We start from the raw sequence: 20,836 nt of genomic DNA on the forward strand, positions 1-20,836 counted from the left end.
CTCAGTGACTTATTAATCTTTTAAATAAATTTTTAATATTTATGGCGTAATATTTGGCTTAAAAAGGAAAAATAAATGGATATGAATTTAATCATAAATCCTTATTCCCTTTAAATTAAACCAGTTAGTTACTCCTTTTTCATTTTACCTACTTCATGATTGCAGTCCCTTTTATACGGGCAGTACTTGTTAACCGAACATTTGAAACTACAGCTTGTGCAACGATATGTAACACTAATTTTCCCCCATTTTTGAGGTTACCGATAGTCCATACTCCTGTTTTAGAGTTGTATTTGATATTCTTGTCTTTGGATATGTATTTGAATCCTTTAGGCATTTTAAGGGTTACAGTAACGTTTTTAGCGTTCATTGGCCCGTAATTGTATGCTGTTAGGGTGAATGTAACTTTCTGTTTATATTTGGGGTGTGCGTTGTTTACTGACATCTTCACAGCTAAATCAGCTGCAGGGCCTACTTTTACGCTTGCACTGCCTTTATTGTTGGCAGAGTTCTGGTCGTAGTTAGTTCCGTTTATTGTTGCGATGTTGGTCAGTACTTTGCTTGGAGATGTTGCTTGTACTGCAATTTTTAGTACTGCAGTTGCGCCGTTTGCTAAGTTTCCGATGGTCCATATTCCTGTTGCAGAATTATATTTTCCGTTTCCGCTGGCTGATATGAATTTTAATCCTGTTGGAAGTTTGTCTGTTACTGTGACTCCTGTTGCATTATTTGGTCCGTAGTTGTGTGCTGTTAGGGTGAATGTAACTTTTTGAAGGTACTTAGGATTTGTATTGTTTACAGTTTTGGTAATTCCTAAATCTGATGCAAACCCTACGGTTACGGAGGCATTTGCGTTATTGTTAGTTGCATCTAGGTCAAGTTCATGTCCAGTTATGCGGGCAGTGTTAACCAGTTGAGTATTTGAAGCAACAACCTGTGCCACGATTTTTAGTACTGTAGTTGTGTCGTTTGCCAGGTTTCCAATGGTCCATGTCCCTGTTGTTGAGTTATATTTTCCGTTTCCGCTGGATGATATGAATTTTAATCCATTTGGTAATTTATCGGTTACGATTACTCCTGTTGCACCATTAGGTCCGTTATTGCGTGCTGTTAATGTGTATGTGATATTCTGCAGGTAATTTGGTTTTGAACTGTTAACTGTTTTGGTTATGCTCAGGTCGGCAGCAGGGTCTACATCTAATGATACGCTGGCCTGGTCATTATCCTGATTTGGGTCATAGAATTCTGTTGTACCAACAGGATCAGGATCAGTTATACGGGCAACATCAGTTAAACTGACATTTGATGCCATGGCCTGTGCTATTATGTGTAACACTGCAGTCGCACCATTGGCCATGTAACCAACAGTCCACAATCCTGTTGTGGAGTTGAAAGCACTGTTAGAATCACCTGATATATATTTAAGTTTGTCGGGGAGCGTATTGTATACTTTAACGTATGCTGCATCATTAGGTCCATAATTACTTGCTGTTAAAGTGAAAGTTACATAATCTAAATATTTTGGATTTGCATTGTTCACGGTTATTTTGATACCTAAATCTGAAGCGGGTTTTGTATTCACTGTTGCACTGCTTTGATCGTTAGTTGAATTTTGGTCGTAGTTAGTTCCTGTTATACTGGCAGTGTTAACTACTTGGGTATTAGCGCTAACAGCTTGTGCTATGATGTTCAACACTGCGGTTGCACCATTTGCTAGGTTTCCTATTGTCCATACTCCTGTAGTAGAATTATATGTTCCATAACCACTAACTGATATGAATTTTAATCCTGCAGGTAGTTTGTCAGTCACTTTAACTCCTGTTGCATTATCCGGTCCATAATTATGGGCAGTTAGTGTAAATGTAACATTCTGCAGGTAGTTTGGTTTTGAATTATTCACTGTTTTAATTATTCCTAGATCAGAAGCTAAATCTACATTTATAGTAGTATTTGACTGGTTGTTGGTTGAATTCTGATCGTAGTTGGTCCCGTTTACTCCAGCTATGTTGGTTATTTGGGTGTTTGAAGCTGTAACTTGTGCTATGATGTTCAGCACTGCAGTTGCGCCGTTTGCTAAGTTTCCAATAGTCCATGTCCCTGTTGTAGAATTATAATTGCCGTCTGAAGATACGAATTTTAACCCTGCAGGTAATTTATCGAGTACAGTAACACCTGTTGCATTATCTGGTCCGTTGTTATGTACTTTTAATGTGTAGGTTACGTTTTGCAGGTATTTTGGATGCGTATTATTCACTGTTTTGGTTATTTCAAGATCTGAAGCTGCATTAACAATTACAGTTGCATTTGACTGGTTGTTGCTTGAATTCTGGTCGTAATTATCTCCGTTTATAGAAGCGATATTGGTTATTTGGGTGTTTGAAGTTGTAACTTGTGCTATAATATTTAATATTGCTTTTTGTCCGTTTGTTAAAGTTCCAATGGTCCATGTTCCTGTTACTGGATCGTAATTACCATTTGAAGATATGAATTTCAATCCGGTTGGTAGTTTGTCTGTTACTGTTACTCCTGTTGCATTATTTGGTCCGTTGTTATGTGCTGTTAGTGTGAATGTGACATTGTCAAGGTAGTTAGGATGCGTGTTGTTTACTTTTTTGGTTATGCTCAGATCAGCTGCTGAACCTACATCTAATGATACGCTTGCTTGGTCATTATCTTGATTTGGGTCATAGAATTCTGTTGTACCAACAGGATCAGGGTCAGTGATACGGGCAACATCAGTTAAACTGACATTTGATGCCATGGCCTGTGCTATTATGTGTAACACTGCAGTCGCACCATTGGTCATGTAACCAACAGTCCACAATCCTGTTGTGGAGTTGAAAGCACTGTTAGAATCATCTGATATATATTTGAGTTTGTCAGGAAGTGTATTGTATACTTTAACGTATGCTGCATCATTTGGGCCGTAGTTATGTGCTGTTAATGTGAAAGTTACATAATCTAAATATTTGGGATGCGCATTGTTCACAGTTATAGCTATGCCCAGATCCGAAGCTGCACCTACATTCACTGTTGCATTATTTTGATCATTGGTGGCATTTTGATCGTAATTAGTTCCGGTTATGTTTGCAATGTTAGTCACTTGAGTATTAGGGCTAATGGGTTGTGCTATGATGTTCAGCACTGCGGTTGCACCATTTGCCAGGTTTCTTATTGTCCATATTCCAGTTGAGGAATCGTATATTCCATTTCCGCTGGCTGATATGAATTTTAATCCTGCAGGTAGTTTGTCAGTGACTTTAACCCCTGTGGCATTATCCGGCCCATAATTATGGGCAGTTAGTGTAAATGTAACATTTTGCAGATACTTTGGATGTGGATTATCAACAGTTTTGGTTATTCCAAGGTCTGAGGCAGGATTTATAATCACTGTTGTATTACTTTGGTTGTTGGTCGAATTCTGGTCGTAGTTAGTCCCATTTATCCCTGCGATGTTGGTTATTTGGGTGTTTGAAGTTGTAACTTGTGCTATGATGTTTAGCACTGCGGTTGCACCATTTGCTAAGTTTCCGATGGTCCAAATTCCTGTTATAGGATCGTAATCACCGTTTGAAGATATGAATTTTAACCCATTTGGCAGTTTATCGGTTACAATTACTCCTGTCGCTGTATCTGGCCCGTTGTTATGGGCGATTAAGGTAAATTTAATATTTTCTAGATAATTTGGATGTGTATTGTTTACTGTTTTGGTTATTTTAAGATCTGAAGCTGGATCTACAGTTATTGTTGTATTGCTTTCATTGTTGGCTGAGTTTTGATCGTAGTTTGTTCCATTTATGGAAGCTATATTGGTTATTTGGGTGTTTGATGAGACAACCTGTGCAATAATATTTAATATTGCTTCTCCACCATTTGTAAGGGTTCCGATGGTCCAAATTCCAGTCGTTGGATTGTAATTGTCGTTTGTGAATATGAATTTTAACCCGGTTGGTAATTTGTCTGTTACTGTTACTCCTGTTGCTGCGTCAGGCCCGTAATTATGTACTTTTATTGTGTATGTAACATTTTCCAAGTAGTTAGGGTGCGTGTTATTTACTGTCTTTATTATTCCTAGATCTGAAGCTGGATCTACAGTTACTGTGGAGTTGCTTTCATTGTTGGTTGAGTTTTGGTCGTAGTTAGTCCCGTTTATTCCTGCGATGTTGGTTATTTGGGTATTGGATGCTGTTATCTGTGCGATAATTTTTAAAATGACACTTTCTCCGTTTGCTAAGTTTCCGATGGTCCATATTCCTGTTGTTGGGTTATATGCTCCGTTTGAATTGTCTGAAACCCATGTCAATCCTGAGGGTAATTTATCAGTTACAGCTACGCTTGCTGCTGTATCTGGCCCGTTGTTGTGTGCTGTTATGGTGAAAGTTACTTTGTCGAGATAATTTGGATGTGTATTGTTTACTGTTTTTGTAATGTTGAGATCAGAGGCTGTGGATACTGTTGTTGTGGTTTGGTCCTGGTTGTTTGTGGGGTTTTGGTCGTATGTGTTATTGTTTACAGTTGCAATGTTGGTTATAACGGTGTTGGACTTCACGATCTGGGCTATTATATTTAATGTGATTGATGCTCCATTTGAAAGGGTATCTATAGTCCATACGCCTGTATTATGATTATATGCTCCGTTACTATTATCTGATATCCATTGAAGGCTGTTTGGTAGATAATCACTTACAGTGATATTATTGCTTGCGTCTGGTCCATTGTTAGTTACAGTTATGGTGTAACGTATTTTATCCCGGTAATTTGCAGTTGTTTTATCTACAGTTTTAGTTATTCCCAGATCTGAAGCGGGACTTACATTTACAGTCGCATTTGACTGGTCATTACCAGGTTCTGGGTCGTAATTAGTCCCAGTTATATTGGCAATGTTTGTTATTTGGGTGTTTGAAGAGACAACCTGTGCAATAATATTTAATATTGCTTCTCCACTATTTACCAGGCTTCCGATTGTCCATATTCCTGTTGCTGAATTGTATGTTCCATTACCGCTGGCGGATATGAATTTTAACCCTGCAGGTAATTTATCGAGTACAGTAACGCCTGTTGCATTATCTGGTCCGTTGTTGTGCACTTTTAATGTGAAAGTAACATTTTGCAGATAGTTGGGTCGGGTATTATCTACTGTTTTGGTTATCTCCAGGTCAGAAGTGTTTACATGTAATCCTCCTGCCGGAACCTGTGCTTCGGCATCTGCATGTCCAATTACCAGATTAACAAGGCCGCCTCCAAGAAGACCAAGAATTTGCAGATGCAAAGCATCACCTGATGCTTTGGCATAGGTACCATCAGCAGAAGTGGTACTTTCAATACTGCCCAATGAAAGAGTTAATATGTTAAGGCCAAGAAGGCCAATATTAACGTGACCATTTAAGGTTAAATCGTCTAATATGCTTATACCTAGAGCTTTAATATCTGCTACGTTCCATGTGAAATTTGCAGTAGCGCCTCCTGGTTTTCCATTTACTGAAGCTACTGCATTTGATTGCAATGCTTCAATTTCTAGTAAAGGAATTCCTAAAAGAGTTATAGTTATATCGGCTACTCCTGCATTTGAAGAGCTTATTAAAATGCCTGTATTAAAATTGGGTGTTACACTGCTGTTTGCAGTTATAAGATCTGCATTTAAGGATAATACGTCCAATAATTGTAGAAGTTTTATACCTACATCAATTGATGCTACTTCTCCTGATCCACTTGATTGTGGTAAAGTAGCACTTGAATTTGAAGTAGCACTTAATAGACCTACATCTATACCTAAAAGCTTTAGAGATGAGAGTAAACTGGCATTATTTGATGGAAGCAGCCCTCCTATTTTACTGCCTTCATCACCTGTTGAATATACATCTAAAAGTCCTGCTAATAAGCTTCCTGTAAGAAGTTTAACTTCTAGAGGAGTTCCTCCACCCTGGGAATAATTTAAAGAGGTACTGTTTACCCATGCGCTTGATTTTCCAGCGTAAATATCTGCTAGAATATCTGGCAGTACTCCTACATTGAGTACATAACTTGATGCACTACCGCTGTATTTAAGCAGGTTATAAAGTCTAAAATTTGCGGTACCGTAAAGATTAGGATCGCTTAGGTTTGAACTGGGTACGACTGTTATTGTTTTAGAAATAGGCATATAACCTAATTTACTTGCAATTATTATGAAACTCGTTTTAGAATTAATGAAATTTAATGAATAGGTACCATCATTGTGGGTTGTAGTTTGGGCTACCTGCGTGTTGTTTTGGAGAACCCTTATTGTGACGTTTCCAAGGCCTTTGTTGGTAGAATTATCCTTGACTACTCCCGATATTATGGGATCTGGGGGTTGACTGCTGGTATTGTTTACACTTGTTGATGATTGTAAAGAGTGAAAACTAGAATTACTGTTATTGGCCGTTATATTGGTCGTGTCTGCTGCTGAAACTGTACTACAAAGAGCTAACGTGATGATACAAGCTAATATTAATATTGTTCTTTTAATATTCATTTGAGAATCACCTCCTGTTTTTTTAGAAGAAATTCAAATCTTTAATAGCTATATTAACATTTTTTGGGCGATTTTTATGAATTCACTACATCTAAAAGAATGTGAATTATAGTAAAACATTTGTACTAATAGTGAACTGTTTGTGGGTACTATCACACGTTTATTAAAGAATTTGAATAGTTATGTGATTTGACTAATATTTTCAGTTCCATTTCAATAATTCATACTATAAAGTTTGGTACGTTATGCACAAAACGAAAAGAAGTATATCTACTTTTATTTAGTAATATAATAACATATTATATTATTAATAAACAAATAATTTTGATAAATCAATTTATATGGCATAAAGATCGTTTTAAAAGTACACTTATACTTAAAATAATCTTTTAGACTATTTAAATAATATAAATAAATAAAATAGCTTTTAAGTTCTAAATAATGTTTATTTGTGCACTTTAATTACTTTAAAAGTTATATATAAATTTTATTTATTAAATTAAATTTGCAGTAATTTTATAAAATCAGAATAGGAACGTATATATTCATAATACTTTAATAAAACTATTTTAAGCTCAATTAAGTATTATCCATATGCATATTAGTTATAAATTAATAATAGGAGAGATAATGGATGTATATCTACAAAATAGGTTAAATTAAGAAATTTTTATATAATGAAATTTAAAAAGAAAAAAAAGTAAAAGATGAATTTTACTATCTCGTGCGTTACTTACGTTATGACTGCAGTTCCTTTTATAGATGCAACAGTTGTCAATTTGACATTTGAGACTATTGCTTGTTCAACTACATGCAGCACGACCTTAGAACCGCTTTTTAAATTACCGATAGTCCATACTCCTGTTTTAGAGTTATACTGGATGTTCTTGTCTTTGGATATGTATTTGAATCCTTTAGGCATTTTAAGGGTTACAGTAACGTTTTTAGCGTTCATTGGCCCGTAATTGTATGCTGTTATTGTAAAAGTAACTTTTTGATTATATTTAGGGTGTGCATTGCTCACTGATAGCTTTACAGCTAGATCCGCTGCTGGTCCAATTTTCACGATTGCAGCTGCATTGTTGTTGCTGGATTTTTGATCGTAGTTGTTTCCAGTTATGGTGACAGTGTTAGTTACCTTAGTGTTTGGAGCGGTAGCTTGTGCCACTATGTTAAGTACTGCATTTTCTCCGTTTGCTAAGTTTCCGATGGTCCATATTCCTGTTATGGGATTATATGTTCCTTTACCACTGGCTGATATGAATTTTAACCCTGTAGGTAATTTATCAGCGACTTTAACTCCTGTAGCATTATCTGGTCCGTAGTTGTGTGCGGTTATGGTAAATGTAACCTTCTGCAGGTACTTAGGATTTGCATTGTTTACAGTTTTGGTAATTCCTAGATCTGAAGCGAGTTTTACAGTTATTGTTGAGTTATTTCGGTTGTTGGTTGAGTTTTGGTCGTAGTTAGTCCCGTTTATGGATACAATGTTAGTTATTTTGGTGTTTGATGTAATTACCTGTGCTATAATTTTTAGTATTGCATCTTTCCCGTTTGCCAGGCTTCCGATTGTCCATGTTCCTGTTGTGGGGTTATATGTTCCAGTGCCACTGGAAGATATGAATTTTAACCCTGCTGGTAGTTTATCTGTTACTTTTACTCCGGTTGCCGTGTTTGGTCCGTTGTTGTGTGCTGTTAATGTGTATGTGACATTTTGCAGGTAATTTGGACAGTTATTGTTTACTGTTTTAGTAATTTTTAAATCTGAAGCTGCACCTACAGTTATAGTTGAATTGGATTGATCATTATTAGGATCTGGATCGTAGTTAGCCCCTGTTATATTGGCTATGTTGGTTATTTTGGTGTTTGATGCGATGACCTGTGCTATGATATTTAATGTTGCTTCTGCTCCATTTTTTAGTGTTCCGATTGTCCATATTCCTTTTGTAGTATTGTAAGTACCGTTACCATTAGCTGATATAAATTTTAACCCTGCTGGTAGTTTATCTGTTACTATTACGCCTGCTGCTGTATCTGGCCCGTTGTTATGTACTTTTAATGTGTAAGTTATGTTTTGAAGGTAGTTTGGATGTGTATTGTTCACTGTTTTGGTCACTTCAAGATCGGAAGTGTTTACGTGTAGTCCTCCTACAGGAACCTGTGCTTCGGCTTCAACGTGGCCGATAATCAGATTAACCAGGCCTCCTCCAAGAATGTCAAGAACTTGTAGTCTTAATGCATCACCTGATACTTTGGCATAAGTACCGTCGGCGGAAGTATTTGTTTTTTGGCTGCCTAGGGATAGGGTTAATATACCTGGAATTTCAATCCCTGCTTTTAATTGGTCCAGAGTAACAGTCGCACCTAAGAGTTTTACGGATGCTACATGCCAATTGAAAGTTGCAGATGCTCCTCCTGGTTTCCCATTAACTGAAGCTGTCGCGCTTGTTTGTAATGCTTCAATTTCCAGTAATTTATCACCTAAAAGTGTTACAGTTATGTTGGCTACTCCTGCTTTTGAAGTGCTCAATAAGATTCCTGTATTAAAATCGGGTATTACGCTGCTGCTTGAACCTACTGCACCTACATTTAATGATAATATGTGGAGTGCTTTTAAAAGTGTTATATCCAGATCAATTGATGCGAGGGTACTTGTTCCACTTGCAGATGGGGGGTTGGCGCTTGAATTTGATTCAGCACTTAAAAGGCCTATATTGAGTCCTAAGTTATTTAAAATTTTGTTTAAAGTGGAATTAGTTGTTGGAAGCAGTCCTCCAGATTTATAACCTTCATTTCCTGTTGAGTATACATCCAATAGTCCAGATAATAGACTGGCCGTTAGAAGTTTGATTTCTAGAGAGGATCCGCCTCCTGTGGAATAAGTTGTGGAATTGCTATTTGCCCATGCACTTGATTTTCCTGCATATATGTCTAATAATATTTTAGGTAATGCACCTATGTTTAACACATAACTTGAAGCATTACCGCTGTATTTAAGCAGTTTGTAAAGTTTAAAATCTGCAATACCGTAAAGATTAGGATCGCTTAGATTTGAACTGTGTTTAACTGTCACTATTTTAGATATTGGCATATATCCTAGTTTGCTTGCGATTATCGTGTAAGTTGTATTGGAATTAATGAAGTTTAAGGAGTATGTACCGTCATTGTGAGTTGTAGTTTGGGCTACCTGCGTGTTGTTTTGAATAACTTTTATTGTGACGTTTCCAAGGCCTTTGTTGGTAGAATTATCCTTGACTACTCCCGATATTAGGGGATCTGGAACCTGGCTGCTGGTACTTTTTACACTTGTTGTTGATTGTAAAGAGTGAAAACTAGAATTACTGTTATTGGCCGTTATATTGGTCGTGTCTGCTGCTGAAACTGTACTGCAAAGACTCAATGTAAAAATGCAAACTAATACTAATATTATTCTTTTGATATTCATTTGAAAATCACCTCCTGTTTTTTTAAAAAAATTCAAATCTTTAATGTAGGCTTGGCCATTTTTGTCAGAGATAGAAATGTGAAATATAGTAAAACATTTGTACTAATTGTAAACTGTTTGTGAGTGTTATCACACGTTTATTAAAGAGTTTGAATGGTTTAGTGATTTGACTTCTTTTCAGTTTCAATAGTCCATACTATAAAATTTAATACGTTATTCACAAAACAAAAACAAGCATATATGCACATATTTGGGGGTATTATATAATATTAGATTATTAATTAAAGATTTATTTTAAAAAATTAATTTATATTATCTGTTAGCTATTTCAAAACTTTAAATGAGGATTAAAACTAGTTTTAGTTGATATGAAGTGGTAACTTTGTAAAATAAGTTATAAATAACTAATTTTTACACTTGAAATTGACCTCTGGAATAGGTGAGAGAACCCTATTATTTTTTTATAGTTTAAAACATAAAATAATAAGGGAATAATTATGGAATATGATGTTGTGATAATTGGTGCAGGACCTGCAGGGCTGCTTGCAGCAGCTAAGTTAGCTGATCATCTTAAAGTTGTTTTAGTAGATAAAGGGAGGGGGATGGAAGGAAGAGCATGCGCTGCCCTTAAAAATAGCACCTGTAGAAAATGCAAACCCTGTAATATAACTGGAGGACTTGGTGGAGCCGGAGGGCTTTCTGACGGCAAGCTCAATTTAAGGCCGGATATAGGCGGTAACCTTGAAGAGTTTGTAAGCAATGAAGAAGCGTGGAATATTATAACTGAAATAGATGACTTTTTTTTAAGACATGGTGCCCCAGATGAGCTGTATTCTCCATCTAAAGGAGATACATCTGAAATTTTAAAGAGATCTGCAGCAGCTGGAATTAAATTTATCCCAATAGTCCAGAGGCACATTGGATCAGATAAGACACCTGCTGTCATAAACTCCATAAGGAAAGAACTTGAAAGTAAGGGTGTTGTTTTTTTACTTGAAACTGAAGTTTTGGACATTCTTGCGGGTACTGAAATAAAAGGAGTAATTGCACGGGATAAATCTGGAAATAAATTTGAAATAGAATGTGACTATGTACTAGCGGCACCTGGAAGAGTTGGTGCATACTGGCTCTCAGATCAGCTTAAAAAGCTTAAAATTCCTATAAAATACAACCCTGTTGATATTGGAGTTAGAGTTGAGGTTCCACAAATTGTAATGGAATCTATAACTGAAATAGAATGGGATCCCAAATTTCACATAACAACAAAAACATATGACGACTTTGTAAGAACTTTCTGTGTATGCCCTAAAGGGTTCGTTGTTGAAGAAGTATATGATAGTTTTGTTGGTGTAAATGGGCATTCTATGCGTGAAAAATTATCTGAAAATACTAACTTTGCATTTTTAGTTAGGGTAGAATTAACTGAACCTGTTGAAAATACCTCAGCATATGCATTTTCAGTTGCAAGCATTGCTAACATACTTGGGGGTGGAAAACCCATCATTCAAAGACTGGGAGATCTTAAAAGAGGCAGGAGATCAACATGGAAACGGATTGAAAAAAGCCATGTTATTCCAACATTTAACAATGTGGTGCCGGGCGATATTGCTATGGCCCTACCAAATAGGCTGGTCGTAAATATTATCGAAGGTCTTGATGCATTGAATGAAGTTATTCCTGGAGTAACATCTGATTCAACACTTCTTTATGCTCCAGAAATTAAACTGTATGCCATGAGAACGGAAGTAGATCGAGGGCTGAAAACTGGTATTGAAGGACTTTATGTGGCAGGAGATGGGGCAGGAGTTTCAAGAGGGATCGTTGGAGCTGCTGCAACTGGTATTATAGCTTCAAATGATATTTTAAGAGAAATTAACACCATTTAATTCTATAAATGGATATAAAATAATAAATATTCTAATAAAAGAGTTTTAATATTTAATTAAATATTATAATGCCTATTTTTACATGTTTAACCTTATTTTGAGCTATTTTTGGATAAAAGGCATAAATTTATATCATATGTTATTAAAAATATATGTATTAGATTTAGGGACTCTGAAATAACTATTAGGAGGATTAAAATGAGAAGTCTGTTTGCGGGGATACTGGCCATAATTCTTGGTCTTATAGTTATTGCGTTTCCGTTTTTAACAGCGGTAACAGTCAGCATATTTGCGGGTGTTGTGGTACTTTTAATAGCAATATGGCTGCTTATACTGGGAATATCTGAGCTAGAAATAAGCAGAACAACAGGTATATTGAATTTGGTACTGGGTATTATAGCCCTGATAATAGCAATTGGTTTGATTATAAACCCTACCTTACTCAGCTTTATAGCAGGATTGACACTGTCTATAGCAGGTATATTCCTGATAATAGCAGGTTTAATATCGTTAGTAGATGGAATGCACCGAAAAATGGCATGGGCCGGAGTTTTAGGTATAGTCCTTGGTATTATCTACCTTATATTGGGCTTATTTGCATTTAATCCAGTTAACTTGGGATTCTTAATAGGTATCTGGCTAGTTATAACTGGTATATTCAAATTAGTAGAATGAATTTAAAGAGTGGTAATTAATTACCACATATTTTGTTTTAAAACATTTATTCCGTTAAAAACTTCTAAATTAGTCAGTAATCTGTTTAAAAGCATTAAAAAGTTTAAAATAATTTTGAGAAACAGTAGCTATTTTTTACGGACAATTACTGCAGTTCCATAGGCTAAAATTTCCTGCATTACATTTGAAACTTCATTGGAATCATACCGAACGCTTATTATAGCATTGGCACCCATTTGCTGTGCATGATCTATCATCCTGTACACTGCTTCGTCCCTTGACTCTTCCATCATCTTGACGTATTCCTTTATTTCTCCACCAAACATGGAACGTATTCCTGCACCTACCTGCCCGCCTACACCTCTACTGCGGACAGTCAGCCCGTAACAAAAGCCTTTAGTTTCAACAACTTCATATCCCGGGACATGGTTCGAGCTTACCACTATAAAACTCTGCTGTAACCCTCCCTCGTCATTGTTTATAGGCATTTCGCCCTCTTGGGAAGTATTTCCTTTCCTTCTTTCTTCAAGTTTCCTTTGTATTTCCTCATTTGAGACCATGGGAACCAACTCATTTACTAAACTACAGTTATATTTGTCCGGTTAGATTTAAATCTTTATATTCTTAGGTAAAAAATTAGTTAATGATTGAATTTTATTAACATCCTTTTAAATGCAATTCACCGGCAAATAATACTTATAATATCTCCACTTTTAAGTTCGTAGTCGCTGCTCACCCTCATGCAACTCCTCGCGTCCATAGCATGCATGAAACTCTCACCAATATCTGTATGGATTACGTAAGCTAAATCCCTTGGTTTTGACCCTGTCCTAATTAGAATAGCGTCTGGAAGCACGTTACCTTTGCCGTCGCACATCTTATGTTCGTCTTCAACAGGGAAAACAACGATCATCTTTAAAAGGTCAAAAATTACCGCGTTTAACGCTTCTTGTACTCCAGTACTTCCATATTTATTGAGTACATGTTCCTTAATATAATTCAAGGCTTTTTTCTGGGCATCGCTTAATTTTTCAGGATCTACTATTTCAAAGTCTGAGTCTCCAGAAGTATAATTTATTAAACCTGCTTCGGCAGCTTTTACCAGAGCTAATTCTGATTCAGCAGATGCGGGAATTACATTTTCGTATTTTTCCTGCAGGCGTTTCACGTTTTCCTCTGCAGTTGGAAGGTCTGCCTTGTTGGCAACTATGAGCATTGGTTTAGCTATACGCAGCAGAACAGCTAAAAATTCCTGCATGTCTTTATCTTCCCATGCATGATATTCTGTAGGAATAGACCTTTTTGCTTCAAGGATATCCTCTAATGATATTCCAATCCCGCTGAGCTGGTCATGTATAATTCTAGCAAAATCAACCTTCTCTGCCTGGGCCTTTCTTATTAACCGGCTCCAGTTTTTCTTCAATATCCCAAAGAGCCACATGGTTATTTCATGCTCTAAGAAGTCCACGTCTTCAAGTGGATCATGAGAACCTGCGTCTACAGGTCGTCCTTCTTCATCAGTTGATCCTGAAGCGTCTATTATATGTATAAATGCTCCAGATTGTCTTAAATCATCTAAAAACTTATTTCCAAGTCCACGTCCTTCGTGAGCTCCTGGAACTAACCCTGCAACATCTATGAGTTCTACAGGTATCATCCGGGTCCCGTCAACACATTTTGAGTTTCGGGGATTGCATATAATCTCTAGTTTTGTACATGGGCATTTTGTTGTGACATAGGCAACTGCTTTATTTGCATCTATGGTTGTGAATGGATAACTTGCAACTTCAACCTGACTTAAAGTTGCTGAATTAAAAAATGAAGATTTTCCGACGTTTGGCTTTCCTGTTACTCCGATCTGTAGCATTTTTATCACGTTCTATTTATTCTTTTTATCAGTTTAATATTGAGGTGAGGTAGCAGATAACATTTGTGGAAATTAATTTAATTAATTTAAGCATGTATAATGGAGAAAAGTAGTGTATAACACTGATAACTGGATAATTAATTAAAAAATTTAGGTAAGGATGTATTTTTTCCCGTACCGTGTTTCATATGTGTAATATAGTTTATAGGTCCATTTATAAGTCCAGTAGTAGTGCCATTTTCCATGGCGTTTGTACCAGTGTTTGTACCATTTCTTGTACCATTTTTTATGTGAAACCTTTGCTTTGTAGCTGTATTTTACTGTCCGGTAAATTTTGTATTTATCCGTGTAAACATATGACAATGTACCTGACCTGTCAATGGCCATGAATTTGATGGTTTGGCTGGTTTTAAGGATAATAGGGCCTGTATAAATCAGACTGTTTTTTGTAGGGTTACTTCCATTCAGCGTATAATAAATAGTTGCAGGTTCACTTGAGGTTAAGGTTACATTTAATGGACTGTAGTAAGAGCCTCCTTTTAGATTAACCCTTACTGTGGGGGCTGTGGAATCTGTTATTATGTTTGTCAAAGCTTTGAGAGCGTTGATTCTGCCTCCAGTTAAGATTTTCCCTGCTAAAGAACTTATATAATCTACGTTATTTAAAATGGTGTATTTTATTTGAAGGGCAGTTAGATCTGGCCTTATTGACTTAATGAGTCCTGCAAGCCCTGTTACATAGGGTACGGCCATCGAAGTTCCTTGCATATATCCGTACTGTGATCCGGGCAATGTGCTGCATATATGTGTTCCGGGAGCAGCTACATCAACTGAATTTAATCCATAATCTGAAAAAGATGCAAGAGCATCGCTTGTATCGGTTGCTGCAACTGAAATTATGTTTTTACTTGTAAAGCATGCAGGGTAGACTGGTGAAATATCATCATTTGCGCCACAGCCTCTATTTCCTGCAGCACAGACTACAAGGGCAGAAGAAGCATCAATTACATCTTTAAGGGCTTGGGAGTATTCACTTCCTCCCCATGAACAGCTTATTATGCTTGCTCCCATCTTGGTTGCATAGCGTATTGCAGATACAGCATCATCTACGTACCCGTTCCCTTCATTATCAAGGAATTTTAGGGACATGATGGTGGCGCTCCACATAACTCCTGTAACTCCTTTGGAGTTGTTACCCGCAGCTGCAATAATCCCTGCTACATGGGTGCCATGCCCGTCATCATCGGAGATATTGCTATTGCCGCTGATGAAATTCCATCCATAAACATCATCTATATATCCATTGTGGTCGTCATCAATGCCATTTCCAGGTATTTCGCCTTTATTTATCCATATATTGGCTTTAAGATCGGGGTGATTTAGATCAATTCCAGAATCAATTACTGCAATTATAACTTTATGTGATCCAGTTGTGATATTCCATGCCTCTGAGGCATTGACCTGAGAAAGTCCCCATTGATAATCATAGTAAGTGTCATCCGGAATAGAATTTTCTGCATAGGCATAATTGGGTTCTGCATAAATTACGTTAGAATTTTTTTTATACTTTGCTATTGCATCCTTTAGGGACATATTTGCAGGTATTCTAACCAGTTGTAATCCTTTTACATCACTGTATTCTTTTATTACAGTAGCTCCAATTTGGAGGTTAACCATTTTGGAAATTTTTTGGTAACTGGCTTTGCTGCTGTACTTAAATTTAACAAAAAGCTCATTTTTTTTGTAATTTATAGAACTAGTATTTTTTGAGGTTGAATTGATTACTATATTTGAAGAATTAGAGGTTGAAGATAGATTAATACTATCATTTGTATCAGAAACATTTGAGGCGCTAGCTACGCTACAAAATGTAAATAATGAAATTAATACCAGTATCAACAGTATTATATGTTTTTTCAACAGCTTCCCCTTTATTTAATTTATTATAATTCAGTTTATATTATGTTAAATCCAGTATATAATAATTTCTTATATTTAAATGCTTTAATGACGGTGATGAGCATTTTTAAGTTTTAAAATAATAAAATTTAGGCATATATGTATTAATATGAAATTTCATACATGCAGTGTCTTAAACATTTTAAAACGCTCATGCCAGAATGTTGTGTAAATAATATCGCTTCATTTTCGGTGTTACTGGTTAAGTAAATTGCATTTTTTAAGATAAATCCCCTATAATCAATTAAAACTACAATTTAACATGAAGTATAACTCATGCACAGGATCATGGACATGTAAAAATCGTAGCTAAAGAAAATGCGATGCATTTTCTGTGCATCAAAAACTTTGTTTTTGATAGCTTGCAAAATTCATAGAATTTTGCTGCCTGGAAATCGTAGATTTTCCGGTGGCTGACAAATACTTCGTATTTGTCGCCTGCAAAACTATGTTTTGCATGCCCCAAAATTCTTCGAATTTTTAGGGATTTTGTGAACATGAGCGTAAAGAAAAATAAATTCATTCATGTTTGCATGAATTTGCTGGTTAACTAAATAAGATATTTTAAACATATTCAACTCCAATTAACAGGTTCGTCTTTAACATACAGTAAAATTTCACAATAATGGACAGGGGAGAATAAGTTTTAAAAGTTAGTGAACCTATTAAAATAATATAACATATTTTAACGGGGTTTAAATGTCAAAGCTGTATATTGTAGGAATAGGTCCAGGATCTAAAGATTATTTAACTTTAGCTTCAAAAAAGGCGGTTGAATCTTCTGATGTAGTAATTGGAAGTAGGAGAGCACTTGATCTTTTTAAAATTCCAGATCATGGTAAGATAGAACTCAACGCTCAAAATATGAAAGAAGATATGAAACTCGCAGTTTCTGAGGTTAAAAATGGTAAAATTGTTGCACTGCTTTCAACTGGCGATCCTGGATTTTCCGGAATTTTAAAGCCGATTTTAAAGATGAAAGAGGATATAAATATTGAAGTTATCCCTGGAGTAAGTTCAGTTCAGTTATGTGCTGCAAAACTTAAAATTCCGTGGGATGAAGCTGATTTAGTTACTATGCATGGAAAAGGGATTTCAGAGGATATTTTAGATATCATCAACAATGGAAAACCTACAATAATGCTTCCAAACTTTAAACCAGCCGAATTAGCAGCTTATTTAATTGAAAATGACATTGATCAAGATAGAAAAGCGGCAATTTGTGAAAAACTCAGTTACAAGGATGAAAAGATAATAGAAACATCTTTAAAAGATATTTCAGAAATGGAATTTGGCTATATGTGTGTTATGGTTGTTTATTGATGAAGTTCAGTTCATCACTCAAAGTTTGTAAGATTAAACTAATTCTTCATCTTCTTCCTGCCACGTTGGGTAAACCATGGCTAAAAATTTAAGCTCATTATGGCCGATATTTTCGATGTACTGCTTTGAATTTGCAGGAATATAAATGACTTGGCCTGGTTGAACTTTTTCAGATTCGTCATCAATATGCATAATGCCCGTGCCTTCAAGGATGTAGTATATCTCAATGGAAGTTTTTAATCGGTGGGGTAGTGAAGATTCACCCGCCTTTAAAATTGCATGGGCAATGCTGTAATTTATATTTAAGTCTTCATTTTCCTTTTTTGGATGCAGTAATTCGCAGAGAATAGTATTATCAAGGGCTTTAAAATAATCGCAGTTTTTTATGTCTCTTATCAACATATAACCATCTCAGTTGGGATATAATTAATAATATTATATAAACAATTGAATATATGGGATATTAACACTATAAATGCTTTTTTATAATACAAATACATTATAATCAAATTTATTGAAGTTAAGTCAGTTCGGTGCTTTATAAGGGCATTTTTTATGATTATATATTCTATTATAGTAATAAACGATATTTTAAGGGTATAATCAGTTATATTTGGAGATATAATACATATGATCTAATAAATACTTAAAATAAGTTTAATTAAACAGTTTAAAATTATGACTCTAAAATTAAAATTTAGGTAAATAACAAAAATAAAAGATATTTGAGTTATAATAATCAAATATTTTTAGGATTTTGACTGTAAAAGAAGATCTATGGCATCATCTACGGTTACAATACCTTTTAGATGATTTTCATCGTCAATAACAGGGATTGCAAGTAAATTGTACTTTGCAATGGTTTCTATTACGTCAAACTGCTTTTTGTTAACATCAACGGATATGACATTTTTAGTCATGAATTCTTTTATTGGTTTATCCTGATCTGCAAATAACACCTGTTTTAAAGATGTAACGCCTGTTAAATTATCCTGTTTAGATAATGCATAAATGTAATAAATACTTTCAGCCTCTTTATCCATTTCTTTGAGCTTATTTATAACTTCACCTGCTTTCAACTCTTCAGAAACTGCCGCAAATTCGGTTGTCATGATCCCTCCAGCGGTGTCTTCAGGGTACTGTAGAAGTTTCTTCAGGTCCTTTGATTCTTCGGGATCCATTAATCCCAGTAAATTATCTGTTTTAGAATCGGAAAGACAGCCGAGTAAATCAGTTGCATCATCAGGCGACATTTTATTTAAAATATTTGCAGCTTTATTAGAATCAATTTCATCCAGTAAACACATCTGGTTTTCCTGTGAAACTTCCTCCAGAATATCTGCAGCAACTTCATCATCAAAGGAGTTGAGGATGGTAACTGAATCTTTAACGCTCAACTTTTCAACTATATCTGCTATGTCTGCAGGGTGAAGCTTTTTAAGGTCGTATTCATGAACTTTTAATTTTAAGTTGAACATGTTGTCCTTGCTTGTTGAGACATCAATGTCTTTCCAATCGATATAATCCTCTTGAAGGTTTATTTTAAGGCTGCTGGCAATTTTTTCCAGTCCAAGTCTTCGCAGTACTCCTTTAAGACTTATATCTACTCCAATAAGTCTATAATGATTGTTAACAGGAGATACCTGCAGGTCATTAATTCTTCTTATTTTTTTGCCCTCTACATCCACCAGCTGTTTGTCAAATACCTCTTCTACAAGTTTGATATCTCTTTCGCCTATATCATATTCTTTAATGCTTTCAAAGCTGGTATTAAGCGATATATTACTTCTGGAATTATTTATATATTCCCAGGGTATGTTAATATCCTTTTTATGGGGGCCACGAAGAACTATTGCATTTATTACCGGATATGATCTCTTGGCAGAGATTATGCAGTCTTTACATTTCCCAATTATTTTACCATTTGAGTCAAGTACGGGTTTTTCGATAATTTCGCTTATAAATTGTAAAAAATCACTCCCCTGAGCAGATTTATTTTTCGCTTATGTCTATCATGCACATGGATTATACTTCCTGTTAAATTGTAATTGGGACATAGAATTATCTTAAAAATACGTATTCAACATATAATTTATTTAAACAATCTCATGATGCGGGTGTTACTTTAAAATTCCGGTTATAACTACGATTTCTTCAAAGAAACATTTTTCACTGGCTGTGATGCTGGCCTCAAATCCCAGTGCATCTAATTTTTGGATGGTTTTTTCGTTATCTGATAAAGATGATTGCACGAGCTGGACTCGACCGCCTTCATTTAGGTAATCTTTCACTTCTTCAATGAATTTATCTATAGTTTCTCTTCCTTCTAAACCACCATCAAAGGCAGCATTAAGCTCATCATCAAGCTTTTCATCTTCTTCAGTTGGAAGGTATGGTGTGTTGAATAAGATTAAATCAAATTTCTCATCTTTAACTGGCTCAAATAAGTTCCCTTGTTTTAATTCAACGTTATAAGTCCGGTTAGTAATGGTATTTTTAAGGGCGCATTTAACTGCATCTTCATTTATGTCAGTTGCAGTTACTTTTTTTGATTTTTGTGCAGCTGTAACTGCTATGAGGCCTGTTCCTGTCCCTATTTCAAGTACTTCATCTCTCCTTTGAATATCTAAATTTTCTGCAAGTAAGAATGTGTCTTCTGCAGGTTCATAGACATTTGGATGAGTGTGAATTACGATTCCGTTGTATTCTAGCATTTTAATCATTTCCTTGTTAAATTGGTTTTTAATTTCATAAAAGAGAATAATAAAATATAGTAAATGTAACTATAAATTTTATTTTTGTTAGTGGGATGTGCGTATTTTTGATATAATTTACATTTTTCAATATATTTGAAACTTTTGATACTAGTATGAAGTTTAGATAATCAGCCGTCAATCTGTAAATTGTATTTTCCTTCTTCATCTGGATCTTTTATGATTTCAACTTTATCTCCAGCTTCTAATCCTTCCCATGAAATAAAATAGTGTTTATGAGGCCTGTCTGGTCCTCTACAAGTACATGGATATGATTCTACCATGACTTCTCGGGATATATTTTCATTTGAAAGCTCAAAATTAGTTCCAATGGGAGGAAAAAATGATAATTTACTCTTTAGAATAAAAATGAAATCTTCCTTAGCTTCTTTTGAAGATATCTTTCTTGAATAAGTGTTTTGAGCGGCCATGTAT

12 protein-coding genes and 1 pseudogene are annotated in these 20,836 nt (G+C 35.4%); 3 read left to right on the top strand and 10 right to left on the bottom strand.

Going from position 1 to position 20,836, the window contains the following annotated elements; genetic code table 11:
• Positions 1 to 148: 148 nt before the first annotated feature.
• Positions 149 to 6,493: a hypothetical protein gene (locus tag AAGU07_RS09795; RefSeq protein ID WP_342458918.1), complete on the bottom strand. Its 6,345-nt coding sequence runs from the start codon at positions 6,491 to 6,493 to the stop codon at positions 149 to 151.
• Positions 6,494 to 7,226: 733 nt separating this feature from the next.
• The gene (locus tag AAGU07_RS09800) at positions 7,227 to 9,938 is read right to left on the bottom strand and encodes a carboxypeptidase regulatory-like domain-containing protein (RefSeq protein WP_342458919.1); all 2,712 of its coding nucleotides are present in this window, start codon (positions 9,936 to 9,938) and stop codon (positions 7,227 to 7,229) included.
• Positions 9,939 to 10,435: 497 nt separating this feature from the next.
• Here AAGU07_RS09800 and AAGU07_RS09805 point away from each other — a divergent pair, with 497 nt between their 5' ends.
• Together AAGU07_RS09805 and AAGU07_RS09810 are read left to right on the top strand one after the other, a co-directional pair.
• Positions 10,436 to 11,824 (top strand): NAD(P)/FAD-dependent oxidoreductase, encoded by a 1,389-nt coding sequence (locus AAGU07_RS09805; RefSeq protein WP_342458920.1) that lies wholly within the window; start codon positions 10,436 to 10,438, stop codon positions 11,822 to 11,824.
• A gap of 198 nt (positions 11,825 to 12,022) precedes the next feature.
• Entirely contained in the window at positions 12,023 to 12,499 is a 477-nt protein-coding gene (locus tag AAGU07_RS09810) for a DUF308 domain-containing protein (RefSeq protein WP_342458921.1), read from the top strand.
• 128 nt (positions 12,500 to 12,627) lie between these two features.
• Here AAGU07_RS09810 and AAGU07_RS09815 read toward each other — a convergent pair whose 3' ends face one another.
• From AAGU07_RS09815 to AAGU07_RS09825, 3 genes are all read right to left on the bottom strand, one after another.
• A complete protein-coding gene (locus tag AAGU07_RS09815; protein WP_342459369.1) occupies positions 12,628 to 12,987 on the bottom strand; it encodes a heavy metal-binding domain-containing protein in 360 nt (119 codons plus the stop codon).
• Between the two features lie 191 nt (positions 12,988 to 13,178).
• Positions 13,179 to 14,366: a redox-regulated ATPase YchF gene (locus AAGU07_RS09820; RefSeq protein WP_342458922.1), complete on the bottom strand. Its 1,188-nt coding sequence runs from the start codon at positions 14,364 to 14,366 to the stop codon at positions 13,179 to 13,181.
• Between the two features lie 150 nt (positions 14,367 to 14,516).
• Positions 14,517 to 16,286, bottom strand: coding sequence for a S8 family serine peptidase (locus tag AAGU07_RS09825; RefSeq protein WP_342458923.1), 1,770 nt, complete (start codon positions 16,284 to 16,286; stop codon positions 14,517 to 14,519).
• Between the two features lie 738 nt (positions 16,287 to 17,024).
• Here AAGU07_RS09825 and cbiE point away from each other — a divergent pair.
• Positions 17,025 to 17,648: a precorrin-6y C5,15-methyltransferase (decarboxylating) subunit CbiE gene (cbiE, locus tag AAGU07_RS09830; RefSeq protein WP_342458924.1), complete on the top strand. Its 624-nt coding sequence runs from the start codon at positions 17,025 to 17,027 to the stop codon at positions 17,646 to 17,648.
• Positions 17,649 to 17,681: 33 nt separating this feature from the next.
• Here the strand turns inward: cbiE and AAGU07_RS09835 are convergent, their stop codons facing one another.
• The 5 genes and pseudogenes from AAGU07_RS09835 to AAGU07_RS09855 all read right to left on the bottom strand — a co-directional run bounded on the left by AAGU07_RS09835 (position 17,682) and on the right by AAGU07_RS09855 (position 20,832).
• Positions 17,682 to 18,050 (bottom strand): cupin domain-containing protein, encoded by a 369-nt coding sequence (locus AAGU07_RS09835; protein ID WP_342458925.1) that lies wholly within the window; start codon positions 18,048 to 18,050, stop codon positions 17,682 to 17,684.
• Between the two features lie 347 nt (positions 18,051 to 18,397).
• Positions 18,398 to 19,336, bottom strand: coding sequence for a CBS domain-containing protein (locus AAGU07_RS09840; RefSeq protein WP_342458926.1), 939 nt, complete (start codon positions 19,334 to 19,336; stop codon positions 18,398 to 18,400).
• Between the two features lie 102 nt (positions 19,337 to 19,438).
• Positions 19,439 to 19,609: pseudogene (locus AAGU07_RS09845) on the bottom strand (PRC-barrel domain-containing protein); the annotation flags it as partial.
• 159 nt (positions 19,610 to 19,768) lie between these two features.
• The gene (locus tag AAGU07_RS09850; protein WP_342458927.1) at positions 19,769 to 20,362 is read right to left on the bottom strand and encodes a HemK2/MTQ2 family protein methyltransferase; all 594 of its coding nucleotides are present in this window, start codon (positions 20,360 to 20,362) and stop codon (positions 19,769 to 19,771) included.
• A 170-nt stretch (positions 20,363 to 20,532) separates the two neighbouring features.
• Positions 20,533 to 20,832: a hypothetical protein gene (locus AAGU07_RS09855; RefSeq protein ID WP_342458928.1), complete on the bottom strand. Its 300-nt coding sequence runs from the start codon at positions 20,830 to 20,832 to the stop codon at positions 20,533 to 20,535.
• Positions 20,833 to 20,836 lie beyond the last annotated feature (4 nt).

Source organism: Methanobacterium sp., from assembly GCF_038562635.1.
Lineage (GTDB): Archaea > Methanobacteriota > Methanobacteria > Methanobacteriales > Methanobacteriaceae > Methanobacterium_D.